This window comes from Pseudomonas sp. Tn43 (assembly GCF_014192635.1).
In the GTDB taxonomy this organism is placed as follows: Bacteria; Pseudomonadota; Gammaproteobacteria; order Pseudomonadales; family Pseudomonadaceae; genus Aquipseudomonas.
The window spans coordinates 292109-307713 of sequence record NZ_JACHYG010000002.1; the positions used below are offsets into that span (position 1 = coordinate 292109).

The window sequence follows — 15605 nt, forward strand, 5'->3', positions numbered from 1 at the left end:
GCGGGCCGCTGAGCCCGCCTTCGAGGAGGTTAACCGTCAAACGGTAGGGATGTCATCGAGATACTTTTCCGCATCCAGCGCGGCCATGCAGCCGGCCCCGGCGGAGGTCACCGCCTGGCGGTAAATATGATCGGCCACGTCACCGGCGGCGAACACGCCTGCAATGTCCGTGGCGGTGGCATCCCCTTCGCTGCCGCCCTTGATCAGCAGATAACCGTTGCGCATTTTCAGCTGGCCTTGAAACAGGTCGGTATTGGGCTTATGGCCAATGGCGATGAATACACCGGCCAGCGGCAATTCATGGGTTTCGCCCGTTTGGCTGTGCCGCAGGCGGGCACCGGTCACGCCGCTGGCATCGCCCAATACTTCGTCCAGATTCTGGTTCCAGTGCAGACGGATATTGCCGTTGGCGGCTTTTTCGAACAGTTTGTCCTGGAGGATCTTCTCCGAGCGCAATTTGTCGCGACGGTGTATCAGATGAACTTCCTTGGCGATATTCGACAGGTACAGCGCTTCTTCTACGGCCGTGTTACCTCCGCCGACCACCGCGACCACCTGATTGCGGTAAAAGAACCCATCGCAGGTGGCGCAGGCGGAGACTCCTTTGCCGGCAAAGGCTTCTTCCGATGGCAGCCCCAGATATTGGGCCGAAGCGCCGGTGGCGATAATCAGCGCATCGCAGGTGTAGGTGCCGCTGTCGCCGATGAGTTCGAACGGGCGCTGTTGCAACTTGGCCGTATGGATGTGGTCGTAAACGATCTGTGTATCGAAGCGTTCGGCGTGTTTTTGCATGCGTTCCATCAGTACCGGGCCGGTCAGGCCTTCGACGTCGCCGGGCCAGTTGTCGACTTCGACCGTGGTGGTCAGCTGGCCACCTGCCTGGATGCCGGTGATGACAACGGGTTTCAGGTTGGCGCGAGCGGCATAAACGGCGGCGCTGTAACCGGCAGGGCCGGAACCCAGAATGATCAGGCGGGAATGCTTCGCTTCACTCATAAAAACACCTCATAAGCCTTTGTCACAAAAGAGAATGCATGCTCAAATTGGACTGCGCGTACTGTGCTGTTGGCTATGCTGCACCCAAGGGTCTCAAGCATGGCATCGGGCGAACAAACCCGTACAATGCCTGCTTGTAACAGTGTTTGTATCAAAAAAGCGGTGCGTGCCGTATTCCGAAAAACCGGGGCACAGTGTTAAAAGTAGTCCCAGTTGCGCCTGTTAACTTTTTTACCTGCCTGGATTGGGCAGTTTTTATAGTCATTCAACAGATGGACGCGCCATGGGCGCAGGAAAAGAAGCGTTTTGAAGAAATCCACCGCAGCACCTAAAACAGTCGTCCCGCTCTGGCGCCAGCAATTGCACTACCGGCTCAAGGAAGGTGCATTGATCGCCATCGGCGCCTTGTGCCTGTTCCTGATGATGGCTTTGTTGACCTACGGCAAAGACGATCCGGGCTGGAGCCATAACAGCAAGATCGACGATGTGCAGAACTTCGGCGGGCCGGCCGGCTCTTACAGCGCCGACATCCTGTTCATGGTTCTGGGGTACTTCGCCTATATTTTCCCGCTGCTGCTGGCGGTCAAGGCGTATCAGATCTTCCGCCAACGCCATGAACCGTGGCAGTGGAGCGGCTGGCTGTTCTCCTGGCGCCTGATCGGCCTGGTATTCCTCGTGCTGTCCGGTGCGGCGCTGGCCCACATCCATTTCCATGCGGCGACTGGTCTGCCGGCCGGCGCGGGTGGCGCTTTGGGTGAAAGTCTCGGCGATCTGGCCCGGAACGCGCTGAACATCCAGGGCAGCACGTTATTGTTCATCGCGCTGTTCCTGTTCGGCCTGACGGTGTTCACCGACCTGTCGTGGTTCAAGGTGATGGACGTCACCGGCAAGATCACCCTTGACCTGTTCGAACTGTTTCAGGGGGCGGCCAATCGCTGGTGGGCGGCCCGTGTCGAGCGCAAGCAACTGGTTGCCCAGCTGCGTGAGGTCGACGATCGCATGCATGATGTGGTCGCGCCGACTGTCACCGACAAACGCGAGCAGGCCAAGGTCAAGGAGCGCCTGATCGAGCGTGAGCAAGCGTTGAGCAAACACATGTCCGAGCGCGAGAAACAGGTGCCACCGGTAATTGCCCCGGCTCCGCCCAAACCGGCAGCCCCTAGCAAACGCGTGGAAAAAGAGAAGCAGGCGCCGTTGTTTGTCGACAGCGCCGTGGAAGGCACCTTGCCACCGATCTCGATTCTCGACCCCGCGGAAAAGAAACAACTCAATTATTCGCCCGAATCCCTGGCGGCCGTCGGCCATTTGCTGGAAATCAAGCTCAAGGAATTCGGCGTCGAAGTTTCGGTGGATTCGATTCACCCGGGCCCGGTGATTACCCGTTACGAAATCCAGCCAGCAGCCGGCGTCAAAGTCAGCCGCATCTCCAATCTGGCGAAAGACCTGGCCCGTTCCCTCGCCGTGACCAGTGTGCGTGTCGTGGAAGTGATCCCGGGCAAAACCACGGTCGGTATCGAGATTCCTAACGAAGACCGGCAGATCGTGCGTTTCTCCGAAGTCTTGTCGACCCCCGAGTACGATAGCTTCAAGTCCCCGGTCACCCTGGCCCTGGGGCATGACATCGGCGGTAAACCGGTGATCACCGACCTGGCGAAAATGCCGCACTTGCTGGTGGCTGGTACGACCGGTTCCGGTAAGTCGGTGGGTGTGAACGCGATGATCCTGTCGATTCTGTTCAAATCTGGCCCGGAAGACGCCAAGCTGATCATGATCGACCCGAAAATGCTTGAACTGTCTATCTACGAAGGCATTCCGCACCTGCTGTGCCCGGTGGTGACCGACATGAAGGACGCCGCCAACGCCTTGCGCTGGAGCGTCGCGGAAATGGAGCGGCGCTACAAGCTGATGGCGAAGATGGGCGTGCGTAACCTTTCGGGCTTCAACGCCAAGGTCAAGGAAGCCCAGGACGCCGGTGAGCCGTTGAGCGATCCGCTGTACAAGCGCGAAAGCATTCACGACGAGGCCCCGTTGCTGCAAAAGTTGCCGACTATCGTCGTGGTCGTGGACGAGTTCGCCGACATGATGATGATCGTCGGCAAGAAGGTTGAAGAGCTGATCGCCCGTATCGCCCAGAAGGCACGTGCGGCCGGTATCCACCTGATTCTCGCGACCCAGCGGCCGTCGGTTGATGTCATCACCGGTCTGATCAAGGCGAACATTCCGACGCGTATGGCGTTCCAGGTATCGAGCAAGATCGATTCGCGGACCATCATCGACCAGGGCGGCGCCGAACAACTGCTGGGCCACGGTGATATGTTGTACATGCCGCCGGGTACCAGCCTGCCGATTCGTGTTCACGGTGCGTTCGTGTCCGACGATGAGGTTCATCGGGTGGTTGAAGCCTGGAAACTGCGCGGCGCACCGGAATACAACGACGACATCCTCGCCGGTGTCGAAGAGGCCGGTAGCGGTTTTGAAAATGGCGGCGGTGGCGGTGATGACGATGCCGAAACCGACGCGCTGTACGACGAAGCGGTGCAGTTCGTCCTGGAAAGCCGTCGTGCGTCCATCTCTGCGGTTCAGCGCAAGCTGAAAATCGGCTACAACCGCGCGGCGCGCATGATCGAAGCCATGGAAATGGCCGGGGTCGTGACGTCCATGAACACTAACGGTTCGCGTGAAGTCCTGGCCCCCGGCCCGGTGCGCGACTGATCCGGTTTTGAAAGGGGCGGTGTCTTGAGACGCCGCCCGCACTCCCACGAATGTTTATGAGGACTCCCATGCGTCTTATCCGCATGTTGCTGCTGCCGGTACTGGCTCTGACCACGCTCTCGGCCCACGCCGATGACAAGGACGTGGCGCGTCTGACTCAACTGCTGGAAAAATCCCAGACCCTGACCGCGCGTTTCTCCCAGCTGACCCTTGATGGCAGCGGCACCCAGTTGCAGGAAACCGCCGGTCAGATGTCCTTGCAGCGCCCGGGCCTGTTCTACTGGCACACCGATGCGCCGCAAGAGCAACTGATGGTGTCCGATGGCAAGAAGGTTTCCCTGTGGGACCCGGACCTGGAGCAAGTCACCATCAAGACCCTCGACCAGCGTCTGACCCAGACGCCGGCCCTGTTGTTGTCCGGTGATGTGTCCAAGATCAGCCAGAGCTTCGACATCAGCGCCAAAGAGGCTGGCGGCGTGATCGACTTCACCCTGAAGCCGAAAACCAAAGACACCCTGTTCGACAGCCTGCGTTTGTCGTTCCGCAACGGTCTGGTCAATGACATGCAGCTGATTGACAGCGTCGGTCAGCGCACCAATATCCTGTTTACTGGTGTGAAGGCCAACGAGCCGATACCGGCGTCCAAGTTCAAGTTCGACATCCCCAAGGGTGCCGACGTGATCCAGGAGTAAGACGCATAACCTGTGGGAGCGGGCGATGTGGCGAGGGGGCTTGCCCCCGTTGGGTCGCAAAGCGGCCCCAAAACCTGCAATCGCGGTTTACCAATACTGCGCACGCGATGGTTTTACGACTGCTTCGCAGTCGAACGGGGGCAAGCCCCCTCGCCACAGGCAGTCGCTCTACCACAGGATGTTCGCCAAACTTGAGAACTATGTAATATCCCGAGGTTTCAACAGTACGTGATGGACCTGTTTCGCAGCGCCCCGATTGCTCAGCCCTTGGCCGCACGCCTGCGTGCGACCAATCTGGACGAGTACGTCGGTCAGGAACACCTGCTCGCTCGCGGCAAGCCATTGCGCGAAGCGCTGGAGCAGGGTGCCCTGCATTCAATGATTTTCTGGGGGCCGCCAGGGGTGGGTAAAACCACGTTGGCGCGGTTGCTGGCGGAAGTCTCCGATGCGCACTTCGAAACGGTTTCGGCGGTGCTGGCCGGCGTGAAGGAAATCCGCCAGGCAGTGGAGGTCGCCAAGCAGCAGGCCGGGCAATACGGTAAACGCACCATCCTGTTTGTCGACGAAGTGCATCGTTTCAACAAGTCCCAGCAGGACGCGTTCCTGCCTTATGTTGAAGACGGCACGCTGATTTTCATCGGCGCGACGACCGAAAACCCCTCATTCGAACTCAATAACGCGCTCCTGTCCCGGGCGCGCGTCTATGTGCTCAAAAGCCTCGACGAAGCGGCCCTGCGCAAGCTGGTGCATCGCGCGCTGACCGAAGAGCGCGGGCTGGGCAAGCGGCACCTGACCCTCAGCGACGAAGGTTTCCAGATGCTGTTATCCGCCGCCGATGGCGATGGCCGGCGTCTGCTCAATCTGCTGGAAAACGCCTCGGACCTGGCCGAAGACAACAGCGAAATCGGCGTCGATTTGCTGCAAAGTCTGCTCGGCGACACCCGTCGACGCTTCGACAAGGGCGGCGAAGCCTTCTATGACCAGATATCCGCGCTGCATAAATCAGTGCGCGGCTCCAATCCCGATGGCGCGCTGTATTGGTTCGCGCGGATGATCGACGGCGGTTGCGACCCGCTGTACCTGGCCCGACGCGTGGTGCGCATGGCCAGCGAAGACATCGGCAACGCCGATCCCCGCGCCCTGAGCCTGTGCCTGGCGGCGTGGGAAGTGCAGGAGCGCCTTGGCAGCCCCGAAGGTGAGTTGGCAGTGGCCCAGGCCATCACCTATCTGGCCTGCGCGCCGAAAAGCAATGCGGTGTACATGGGCTTCAAAGCCGCGATGCGCAGCGCCACCGAACACGGTTCCCTCGAAGTGCCGCTGCACCTGCGCAATGCGCCGACCAAGTTGATGAAGCAATTGGGTTATGGCGATGAATACCGTTATGCCCACGATGAACCGGATGCCTACGCCGCTGGCGAAGACTACTTTCCGCAGGAACTCGAACCGCAACGGTTCTATCAACCCGTGCCCCGCGGCCTGGAGCTGAAGATTGGCGAAAAGCTTAACCACTTGGCGCAGCTTGATCGTCTAAGCCCCCGACAGCGGAGAAAAAAGTGATTCCATTGATCGTTGCCGTTTCTGTCGGCGGTGTCGCCGGTACGCTGTTGCGCTTCGCCACGGGTAACTGGATCAACGCGAATTGGCCGCGGCACTTCTATACCGCGACGCTGGCCGTTAATATCGTGGGCTGTCTGCTGATCGGCGTTTTGTACGGCCTGTTTTTGATACGCCCGGAGGTACCGTTTGCGGTGCGCGCCGGGTTGATGGTCGGCTTCCTTGGGGGGCTGACGACTTTTTCATCCTTTTCACTGGATACGGTGCGCCTGCTGGAAACCGGGCAAGTGCCGCTGGCCCTGGGCTATGCGGCCATCAGCGTATTCGGCGGGCTGCTCGCCACCTGGGCTGGCCTGTCCTTGACCAAACTTTGATAACGAGAAACCGACATGCTCGATTCCAAACTGTTACGTAGCAACCTTCAGGACGTAGCGGACCGCCTGGCATCCCGTGGCTTTGCCCTGGATGTTGCGCGCATCGAAGCGCTGGAAGAACAGCGCAAGATCGTCCAGACCCGCACCGAAGCTCTGCAGGCTGAACGTAACGCGCGCTCCAAGTCCATCGGTCAGGCCAAGCAGCGCGGCGAAGATATCGCGCCATTGATGGCGGACGTCGAGCGTATGGCGGGTGAATTGAGCGCCGGCAAACTCGAACTGGATGCGATCCAGACCGACCTGGATTCGATCCTGCTGGGCATCCCGAACCTGCCGCACGAATCGGTGCCGGTCGGCGATGACGAAGAAGGCAACGTAGAAGTGCGCCGCTGGGGCACGCCTAAAGCCTTCGATTTCCCGGTTCAGGACCACGTGGCCCTGGGCGAGAAATTCGGCTGGCTGGACTTCGAAACCGCCGCCAAGCTGTCCGGCGCCCGTTTCGCCCTGCTGCGCGGCCCGATCGCCCGTCTGCACCGTGCACTGGCACAGTTCATGATCAACCTGCACATCAACGAACACGGTTACGAAGAGGCTTACACCCCGTACCTGGTGCAAGCGCCTGCGTTGCAGGGCACCGGTCAGCTGCCCAAGTTCGAAGAAGACCTGTTCAAGATCAGCCGCGATGGCGAAGCCGATCTGTACCTGATCCCGACCGCTGAAGTGTCGCTGACCAACATCGTCGCTGGCGAGATCGTCGATTCGAAACTGCTGCCGATCAAGTTCGTGGCGCACACGCCGTGCTTCCGCAGCGAGGCCGGTGCATCGGGTCGCGACACTCGCGGCATGATCCGTCAGCACCAGTTCGACAAGGTCGAGATGGTCCAGATCGTTGAGCCATCGACCTCGATGCAAGCGCTGGAAAGCCTGACCGCCAACGCCGAGAAAGTCCTGCAACTGCTGGAACTGCCGTATCGCACCCTGGCGCTGTGCACGGGCGACATGGGCTTCAGCGCGGTCAAGACCTACGATCTGGAAGTGTGGATTCCAAGCCAGGACAAATACCGCGAGATTTCCTCGTGCTCCAACTGCGGTGATTTCCAGGCCCGCCGCATGCAAGCGCGTTTCCGCAACCCGGAAACCGGCAAGCCTGAGCTGGTTCACACCCTGAACGGTTCCGGCCTGGCGGTCGGTCGTACCCTGGTGGCGGTGCTCGAGAACTACCAGCAGGCTGACGGTTCGATCCGTGTGCCTGAGGTGCTCAAGCCGTACATGGGTGGCCTTGAGGTCATCGGCTAAATGGACTATCTGCCGCTGTTTCATAACCTTCGCGGCAGTCGTGTATTGGTCGTCGGCGGAGGGGAGATTGCCTTGCGCAAATCCCGCCTGCTGGCCGAAGCCGGTGCGCTGCTGCGGGTGGTTGCACCGCAAATCGAACCGCAACTGCGCGAGCTGGTGGTCGGCAGCGGTGGCGAGTGCCTGGTGCGTGGCTACGTCGAAACGGATCTGGACGGTTGCGGGCTGATCATCGCCGCCACCGACGACGAACCACTGAACGCGCAAGTCTCCGCCGATGCTCATCGGCGTTGCGTACCGGTCAACGTGGTGGACGCGCCGGCCCTGTGCAGCGTGATCTTCCCGGCAATCGTCGACCGTTCTCCATTGATCATTGCGGTGTCCAGTGGCGGCGACGCGCCGGTGCTGGCGCGATTGATTCGCGCCAAGCTGGAAACCTGGATTCCTTCCACCTACGGGCAACTGGCCGGTCTGGCGGCGCGTTTCCGTACTCAGGTCAAAGGCCTGTTTCCGGATGTGCAACAGCGCCGGGCCTTCTGGGAGGATGTGTTCCAGGGCCCGATTGCCGACCGGCAACTGGCTGGGCAGGGCGCCGAGGCCGAGCGCTTGATGCAGGCGAAAATCAACGGCGAAGCACCTGTGGCTATCGGCGAGGTTTATCTGGTGGGCGCCGGGCCGGGTGATCCCGACCTGTTGACCTTCCGCGCCCTGCGTCTGATGCAACAAGCCGATGTGGTGCTGTATGACCGTCTGGTGGCGCCGGCGATTCTGGATTTGTGCCGTCGCGATGCCGAGCGGGTCTACGTTGGCAAGCGCCGAGCCGATCATGCCGTGCCTCAGGAGCAGATCAACCAGCATCTGGTGGATCTGGCCAAGGCCGGCAAACGCGTGGTGCGCTTGAAGGGCGGCGATCCGTTCATTTTCGGGCGCGGTGGCGAAGAGATCGAAGAACTGGCGGCCCAGGGCATTCCGTTCCAGGTGGTACCGGGCATTACCGCGGCCAGTGGTTGCGCGGCCTATGCCGGGATTCCGCTGACTCACCGCGATTACGCGCAGTCGGTACGGTTTGTCACCGGGCACTTGAAGGACGGTTCCACCGATTTGCCGTGGGCCGATCTGGTCGCGCCGGCGCAGACCCTGGTGTTTTACATGGGGTTGGTGGGCCTGCCGATCATCTGCGAGCAATTGATCAAACACGGTCGCGCGGCCGATACCCCGGCGGCGTTGATCCAGCAGGGCACCACGGTCAATCAGCGGGTGTTTACCGGCACCCTGGCCGACCTTCCACGGCTGGTGGCGGAGCATGAAGTGCATGCGCCGACATTGGTGATCGTCGGGGAAGTGGTGCAACTGCGCGAGAAACTGGCGTGGTTCGAAGGGGCTCAGGCGCAGGTCTGACTTGTGGCGAGGGGGCTTGCCCCCGTTGGGGCGCGCAGCGGCCCTGAAAGCGACGAACGGGGTCTCACTGATAGTCCGCGTCCGCCGGTTTGCGACTGCTTCGCAGCCGAACGGGGGCAAGCCCCCTCGCCACAGTTGATCAGGTTTCAGTGTTCCGTCAGGCCTTGCGCCAAACCCCTTTCCCCTTCAACCGCGCCCGATCATGAGCCGCAGTGAAATCCTGCGCCGGCCCTTTAGGCACGATCCCGGTCGGATTGATGGTTTTGTGGCTGCCGTAATAGTGATTCTTGATGTGCTCGAAACTCACCGTCTCGGCTATCCCCGGCCACTGATAAATCTCCCGTAACCAGTTCGACAGATTCGGATAATCGGCGATCCGTCGCAGGTTGCACTTGAAGTGCCCGAAGTACACCGCATCGAAACGAATCATCGTAGTGAACAGCCGAATATCCGCTTCCGTCAGGTATTCGCCCGTCAGGTACCGATTCGCGCCCAGCAATTGCTCCAGCCGATCCAGCTCAGCAAACAATTCATCGAACGCTTCTTCATAAGCCTGCTGCGAAGTGGCAAACCCGGCGCGATAGACGCCGTTATTCACGGCCGGATAAATCCGCTCGTTCAGCGCATCGATCTCGGCCCGCAATGGCGCCGGGTAAAAATCCAGGTCATTGCCGGTCAACTCATCAAAAGCGCTGTTGAACATGCGGATGATTTCCGCCGATTCATTATTGACGATGCGATTTGTCTGCTTGTCCCAGAGCACTGGCACCGTGACGCGGCCGGTGTAGTTGGCGGTATCAGTGGTGTAGCGCTGGTGCAGGAATTTCAGATCGCCAAGCTTGTCGCCGGTCGAGCCGTGAGCCTTGTCGAAGGTCCAGCCGTTTTCCAGCATCAGAAAGCTCACCACCGATACATCGATTAGGCTTTCCAGGCCTTTGAGCTTACGCAGGATCAACGTGCGATGGGCCCACGGGCAGGCGAGGGAGACGTAGAGATGATAGCGACCGGCCTCGGCGGCAAAACCACCGACGCCGGTCGGGCCTGGCTTGCCGTCGGCGGTCAGCCAGTTGCGACGTTGTGCCTGTTCACGCTGGAACGTGCCGTCCTTGCTTTCATACCACTGATCCTGCCAGCGACCTTCGACTAACAAACCCATGTTCAAAACTCCTCGACCGATAAGCGTTGGAGAGGAGTCTATGCGCATAGGTTCGAACAAAAAGCGCAAAGGTTGGGCGTTTATGATCGGTTAAATCGATCGATCCCTTGCATCCCAATACTGCCGGGCGGTTTCGAACGCTTGCTCGCGGGTCTGGCCGAGGCCGCGTAACGCCAGGGCCATGGTCGAGATCAATGCCATTTGCGGGTAGCTGTCGACCACGTCGCCACGCCATACCGCTTTCAAATGATCGGGGTCGAGGCTGGCCGGTTTGACGTGGCGCTGGGTCGACAATTGGGGCCATTCTTCATCCCAGCTTTCGCCGCCGGTGGTGCCATACAGATGACTGTCGGCATCCGGGTTGATCTCGATTTCGCCGCCATCACCCTTGATCACGATGGCGGTGTCGCCGAGCAAACCGCTGGCTTCGCGATGCACGGCCTGATAGCCGGGATGGAAAATGCTTTGCAGGCCGCAACGGGCACCCAACGGATTAAGAATCCGCGCCAGGGAATGGATCGGCGAGCGCAGGCCCAAGGTGTTGCGCAGGTCGATCATTCGCTGAAGTTGCGGCGCCCAGTCCACCAATGGCATGAACGCCAGCCCGCCCTGATCGAGCACCGCGCCGACCTGCTGCCAGTCGCGGCACAGTGGAATATTCAGCGTCTGGAGCAATTGTTCGCTGTACAGCCGACCGGCCGTGTGCGCGCCGCCGCCATGCATGAAGATGCGCACGCCGTTCTGCGCCAGGCACTTGGCCGCCAGCAGGTACCACGGCAAGTGACGCTTCTTGCCGGCATACGTCGGCCAGTCCAGATCAACCGCCAGCGCTGGCGGATTCAGGCGTTCACGCACGGCTTCGGCGAACCCGGCCATTTCCTCGGCGCTTTCTTCCTTGTGCCGCAACAGCATCAGGAAGGCACCGAGTTGGGTGTCTTCCACTTTGTCGTCGAGCAACAGGCCCATGGCCTCGCGGGCTTCTTCGCGAGTCAGGTTGCGGGCACCGCGTTTGCCCTTGCCAAGAATCCGCACGAATTGGGCGAACGGGTGCTCGGCGGGTGTTTCGAGGGTCAGTGCTGGATAGTCGGTCATAAGCAATTCGTCGGTTTGGGCAGGCCCGCCAGTTTCGCGGCGAGTTTGGCAGGGGTGCCTTTGAACAGTCGGTTCAGGTGCAGGCTGTTGCCCTTGTCGGGGCCGAGTTTCAATGCGGTGTACTTGATCAGTGGGCGGGTCGCCGGGGACAGCTGGAATTCGTCGTAGAAACTGCGCAGCAGTTCGAGAATTTCCCAGTGTTCCGGGCTCAACTCGATGTCTTCGGCGGCGGCGAGGGCGACGGCCACTTCGGCAGACCAGTCGCTCAGTTCGACCAGGAAACCGTCCTTGTCCAGTTCAATGGCGCGGGCGCCGACCGTCAGGGATTTCATAGCCAGCTGTTGACCTTGTCGTAGTGAATCGACAGTTCGACGAAAGCCGGGTAGTCGATGGCCTTGGCCCAATCCGGGACTTGCAGCGCCCGTGCCTGAGCATCTTCGGCCATGACGAACAACTTCAGGCCGCGGGCGTGCAGCGCGCTGAATGGCGCGGTGCCTGGCTGCAAGGCATAAGCCGCATCGCCGCTCAGCAAAAGCGCATCGTTGGCGCCGATCACGCGCAGGCAACTGTTCAGGCGATCGTCGCCGAAAGGGGAATGGGACAACACATGCAAAGTCGACATCAGAGGGTGATCACCTGGTCGTAACGATCAATAAGGGACGTGATTTCCTGGGCGTCCAGCACCCGGGCTTCTTCAAGCGACAGGTTTTCGGGGTCCAGACCACGGGTCGCGGCGCTTTCACCGCACACGAACAGGTCCTCGACACCAAACATCGGCAAGGCTTGCAGGTTGGCGCTCAGGTCTTTCTGTTGCAGGGCCTTGGCATTCTGTTTATTGGCGAGCTGGAACACGCCGTCATCGAGAAACAGCAGACCGATCGGCAGATCGAACGCACCGCCGGCCAGTACGATGTCCAGCGCTTCACGCGCATTCGGCCCGGACCACGGCGCCTGACGGCTGATAATCAGCAAGGATTTGGCCATTTTCACGCGCCTCCGAAACAGATCAAGCGGTCAGCGTCTTGCACTGCATCATGCAACTGGCCGAGGCCGGACAATTCCCACGGCGTACCCACCGCTACCGCTTCACGCTGGTAGCGCTGGGCTTCTTCCTCGTTCAATACCCCACGGCGCAGGGCGGCGGCGATGCAGACCACGCCATCGAGTTGATGCTCAGTAACAAAGTTGCGCCATTGCTTGGGCAAATCCTGCTCGTCCTGAGGCGTGACCACGCTGGCGGACGCGTTGTAGACGCCATCCTGATAGAAAAACAGCCGGACAATCTCATGCCCGCCGGCCAGCGTGGCCTGGGCGAACAGCAAGGCGCGGCGCGAGGAGGGGGCATGGGCGGCGGAAAACAGCGCAATGGCGAATTTCATGATGGGCTCGATCAGCAAAACTGCGGCCATGATAAAGCTTTATCGGCGGGGCGGCTAAATCGATGTTGTCTGTGCGGGCCCCATCGCGGGCAAGCCCGCTCCCACAGGGATGGCCTAAATCCTGTGGGAGCGTGGCTTGCCCGCGATGAGGCTCGCACAATCAATACAAGATTCAGCGCGGCATATAACCCGACCTGCCAAGGGCGAAGGCAGCATCGGCGAAAGCTGCCTTGAACAGCGATGATTACTGGGTTAACCCATATAGCTCGCAATACTCCAGCCAGTCCATGCCGGCCATCTCCGCGACTTCCTTGTGCACCTCAAGGCGTTGGGCCTGATAGTCCTCTGGCGTGGCGACAGTCAGTTGCAGCGTCAGCTCCCAGGCAAACAAACCCAGGCGCTCAGCCTCCGCTTCGAACGCTTCATGCAAACGCTCGTCGCGGTACTGCGCCACTGTCTCGCCCTTGGCCTGGGCCAACAGTGGATTCAGGTTGTCCAGTGCGATGCGCAGCTCAGGGCGTTCATCGAGAAATTTTTTCAGCGCCTGCTCGTATTGCTGTTCGGTTGCCGCCATGGTCACTCCTAGGAAGACTGCTTTTTGCTCGCCTTGGCAGCCGCGCCAGAAAAATGGGCCCGGAAAAATGGTTGATGCGGCAGTAATGGCGCACGGTCTTGCCCTATAAATGAAGTAAAGCAGAACGATGCGCTGCGTTGCGGTGATACAGTCCGCTTTTTCCTGATGAGCGAATGCAATGCGAATTCTGATGGTGGCGCTGGCCGCAACCTTGCTGGCGGGCTGCGCCGGATCGACGATGAATGACGCCCGCACCAAACCCCCGTACAAAACCCTGAACTCGGACAAACCGGAAAAAGTCGTCGCCCAGTGCGTGCAGTTTGCCTGGCAGGACGAAGCGGTATTTGGCGTTGATGCGGGTGCGTATTTGCAGCCGGGCAAGAAGGGCGGTTCGACGGTCTACACCCGTTCGGCCGAGTCCTTCGTGGACGTGAGCAACGATGCCTCAGGTACAGCGTTGAGCTACTACGCGCAGCATGACGATTTTGTCGCCAAGCGCCGATTGGCGGCGTTGGCGACCTGCTTGTAAGCAAGATCAAAAGATCGCAGCCTTCGGCAGCTCCAGGATGAACGCAATCCCATGTAGGAGCTGCCGAAGGCTGCGATCTTTTGGGGCCCCCCCGAAAATCGAAGGTTACAAATCCATCAAACGCTTCTGAAAAAAGAAGCGCTTATGGCCCGGCGGGTAATCGGCAATGTGCCCCAATTCGCTGTAGCCATGCTTCTTGTAAAACTCCGGCGCCTGGAAGTCGAAGGTGTCCAGCCAGATCCCGATACATTCCTTTTCCCGTGCCAGCTCTTCGGCCATCTGCATCAGCTTCGAGCCCATCCCTTGTCCCCGGGCCAGCTCCGGCACTGACAACAACTCAATGAAAAACCACTGGTAAAACACTCGGCCGTAAAGCCCGCCGAGAATTTCGTCGCGGTCATTGCGTACCAGCAAAGCAATCTGCTCCGACACCGTGGTCCCGGTCTTTGAGGCGTTATAGGCACGCAGCGGCGTGAGGATCGCATCGCGTTCTTCCTGAGTGGCATTTTTCGACAGTTCGATTCGCAAGGTCATAGGCTACACATCCTTATGGCATGAACACGGAGCCTATCCCGGTTGTGGCGATTGTTCTATCCCCTGTAACCGAAGGAACCGCCGCAGTCCCGGGAATGTCTAGCCTGAACAACGTCATTGTCGAACGCAGCCATTGAGGACAGCCCGTGAACATTTTTGAAGCCTTGCGCGAAAGCCACGACCGTCAGCGCTGCTATGCCGATGCGCTGATTCAAACCCAGGGCGACACTCCGGAACGGGTCGAGGCTTACAAACGGCTCAAATCCGAGCTTCAGGCCCACGAAACCGCTGAAGAACGCCATTTCTACGTGCCGCTGATGGCGTTCGACAACGGCGTGGATCTTAGCCGCCACGCCATCTCCGAGCACCACGAAATGGACGAGATGATGGAAGCGCTGGATGCGACCGAAATGTCCAGTCCGTCCTGGTTGGCGACGGCGAAAAAGCTCTCAGAAAAGGTCCATCACCACTTGAAAGAGGAGGAGCAGAAGTTCTTCCAGATGGCCGGCAAGTTGCTCGACGAGCAACAGAAGGAAACCCTTGCCGGGCAATATCAGAAAGAATACAAGGCGCATCTTTCCTGAGAGTGCAGTGCAAAGCTGACTTGGAATCACAGTCGCCGGGCTTTTCTGTTTCGCCTACCATGTGCGCTTTCTGACGAATATAAGGATAGATTGTCATGTCGAACACAGCCGAGCGGGTCAACATCATCGAGTCCCGGGTGTTGTCCCACGACTGGTACCTGCTGAAGAAAATCACTTTCGATTACTTGCGCAACAACGGCGACTGGCAGCGTCACACTCGCGAGGTTTACGACCGGGGTAACGGTGCAGCGATTCTGCTGTTCAACCGCGAAAAGAAAACCGTCGTACTGACCCGCCAGTTTCGCTTGCCGGTGTTCGTCAACGGCCACGATGGTTTGCTGATTGAAGTGGCCGCCGGGTTGCTGGAAGGCGTTGCGCCTGAAGAGCGCATTCGGGCAGAGGCCGAAGAGGAAACCGGCTATCGCGTCCACCATGTGCAGAAGGTTTTCGAGGCCTATATGAGCCCCGGCTCGGTGACTGAAAAGCTGCATTTTTTCATCGCCGAGTACGACGCCTCCTCCAAAGTCAGTGATGGCGGTGGGCTGGAAGAAGAAACCGAAGAGCTGGAAGTGCTGGAGTGGAAGTTCGACGAGGCTCTGGCGGCGTTCCATCGCGGGGAGATCTGCGATGCCAAAACCATCATGCTGCTGCAGTATGCGGCGATGAAAGATGTCTTCGGCGCGGTTTGATCCGGGCTGCGAGGTACACGGCTCTGCGGTTTTACAAGGGCGGTTCGCC

Annotated in this window: 18 protein-coding genes; 9 read left to right on the forward strand and 9 right to left on the reverse strand. The window is 59.7% G+C overall.

Translation table 11 applies throughout. The annotated features are described in order from the left end of the window. Positions 1–36 precede the first annotated feature (36 nt). Complete coding sequence (trxB, locus tag FHW68_RS05595) at positions 37–996, reverse strand: thioredoxin-disulfide reductase (protein WP_183679233.1); 960 nt, start codon at positions 994–996, stop codon at positions 37–39. 306 nt (positions 997–1302) lie between these two features. Here trxB and FHW68_RS05600 point away from each other — a divergent pair, with 306 nt between their 5' ends. The 6 genes from FHW68_RS05600 (at position 1303) to cysG (ending at position 9019) form a co-directional block, all read left to right on the forward strand. Continuing rightward, on the forward strand, positions 1303–3708 hold the full coding sequence (locus FHW68_RS05600) for a DNA translocase FtsK (RefSeq protein ID WP_183679235.1): 2406 nt from the start codon (positions 1303–1305) through the stop codon (positions 3706–3708). Positions 3709–3776: 68 nt separating this feature from the next. After that, positions 3777–4400 carry an outer membrane lipoprotein chaperone LolA gene (gene lolA, locus FHW68_RS05605; protein ID WP_007904916.1) on the forward strand — a complete coding sequence of 208 codons (624 nt, stop codon included), beginning with the start codon at positions 3777–3779 and terminating at the stop codon, positions 4398–4400. 231 nt (positions 4401–4631) lie between these two features. Then, on the forward strand, positions 4632–5957 hold the full coding sequence (locus FHW68_RS05610) for a replication-associated recombination protein A (RefSeq protein WP_183679237.1): 1326 nt from the start codon (positions 4632–4634) through the stop codon (positions 5955–5957). Then, positions 5954–6328: a fluoride efflux transporter CrcB gene (gene crcB / locus FHW68_RS05615; protein ID WP_030130939.1), complete on the forward strand. Its 375-nt coding sequence runs from the start codon at positions 5954–5956 to the stop codon at positions 6326–6328. The genes FHW68_RS05610 and crcB overlap by 4 nt, the downstream gene beginning before the upstream one ends. A gap of 15 nt (positions 6329–6343) precedes the next feature. Beyond that, the gene (gene serS / locus FHW68_RS05620) at positions 6344–7624 is read left to right on the forward strand and encodes a serine--tRNA ligase (protein ID WP_095631536.1); all 1281 of its coding nucleotides are present in this window, start codon (positions 6344–6346) and stop codon (positions 7622–7624) included. Further along, on the forward strand, positions 7625–9019 hold the full coding sequence (gene cysG / locus FHW68_RS05625) for a siroheme synthase CysG (RefSeq protein WP_095631535.1): 1395 nt from the start codon (positions 7625–7627) through the stop codon (positions 9017–9019). 157 nt (positions 9020–9176) lie between these two features. Here the strand turns inward: cysG and FHW68_RS05630 are convergent, their stop codons facing one another. The 7 genes from FHW68_RS05630 to FHW68_RS05660 form a co-directional block, all read right to left on the reverse strand. Continuing rightward, positions 9177–10175, reverse strand: a complete 999-nt coding sequence (locus FHW68_RS05630) for a glutathione S-transferase family protein (RefSeq protein WP_183679239.1) — start codon at positions 10173–10175, stop codon at positions 9177–9179. 90 nt (positions 10176–10265) lie between these two features. Then, positions 10266–11267: a glycosyl transferase family protein gene (locus FHW68_RS05635; RefSeq protein ID WP_183679241.1), complete on the reverse strand. Its 1002-nt coding sequence runs from the start codon at positions 11265–11267 to the stop codon at positions 10266–10268. Next, the gene (locus FHW68_RS05640; protein ID WP_095631532.1) at positions 11264–11599 is read right to left on the reverse strand and encodes a TusE/DsrC/DsvC family sulfur relay protein; all 336 of its coding nucleotides are present in this window, start codon (positions 11597–11599) and stop codon (positions 11264–11266) included. Before FHW68_RS05640 ends, FHW68_RS05635 begins: the two co-directional genes overlap by 4 nt. Next, positions 11596–11889 carry a sulfurtransferase complex subunit TusB gene (gene tusB, locus FHW68_RS05645; RefSeq protein ID WP_095631531.1) on the reverse strand — a complete coding sequence of 98 codons (294 nt, stop codon included), beginning with the start codon at positions 11887–11889 and terminating at the stop codon, positions 11596–11598. Before tusB ends, FHW68_RS05640 begins: the two co-directional genes overlap by 4 nt. Further along, positions 11889–12251: a sulfurtransferase complex subunit TusC gene (gene tusC, locus FHW68_RS05650; RefSeq protein ID WP_095631530.1), complete on the reverse strand. Its 363-nt coding sequence runs from the start codon at positions 12249–12251 to the stop codon at positions 11889–11891. Before tusC ends, tusB begins: the two co-directional genes overlap by 1 nt. Positions 12252–12253: 2 nt before the next feature. Continuing rightward, positions 12254–12646 (reverse strand): sulfurtransferase complex subunit TusD, encoded by a 393-nt coding sequence (tusD, locus tag FHW68_RS05655; RefSeq protein WP_183679243.1) that lies wholly within the window; start codon positions 12644–12646, stop codon positions 12254–12256. A 244-nt stretch (positions 12647–12890) separates the two neighbouring features. Beyond that, entirely contained in the window at positions 12891–13220 is a 330-nt protein-coding gene (locus FHW68_RS05660) for a DUF6388 family protein (protein ID WP_183679245.1), read from the reverse strand. Positions 13221–13398: 178 nt separating this feature from the next. Between FHW68_RS05660 and FHW68_RS05665 the strand changes: the two genes are divergently transcribed. Then, complete coding sequence (locus tag FHW68_RS05665) at positions 13399–13749, forward strand: hypothetical protein (protein ID WP_183679247.1); 351 nt, start codon at positions 13399–13401, stop codon at positions 13747–13749. Between the two features lie 105 nt (positions 13750–13854). Here the strand turns inward: FHW68_RS05665 and FHW68_RS05670 are convergent, their stop codons facing one another. Next, complete coding sequence (locus FHW68_RS05670; protein WP_183679249.1) at positions 13855–14283, reverse strand: GNAT family N-acetyltransferase; 429 nt, start codon at positions 14281–14283, stop codon at positions 13855–13857. A 146-nt stretch (positions 14284–14429) separates the two neighbouring features. Between FHW68_RS05670 and FHW68_RS05675 the strand changes: the two genes are divergently transcribed. Together FHW68_RS05675 and FHW68_RS05680 are read left to right on the forward strand one after the other, a co-directional pair. Continuing rightward, positions 14430–14867, forward strand: a complete 438-nt coding sequence (locus tag FHW68_RS05675) for a hemerythrin domain-containing protein (RefSeq protein WP_095631527.1) — start codon at positions 14430–14432, stop codon at positions 14865–14867. 95 nt (positions 14868–14962) lie between these two features. Continuing rightward, positions 14963–15556 (forward strand): NUDIX domain-containing protein, encoded by a 594-nt coding sequence (locus tag FHW68_RS05680; RefSeq protein WP_183679251.1) that lies wholly within the window; start codon positions 14963–14965, stop codon positions 15554–15556. Positions 15557–15605 lie beyond the last annotated feature (49 nt).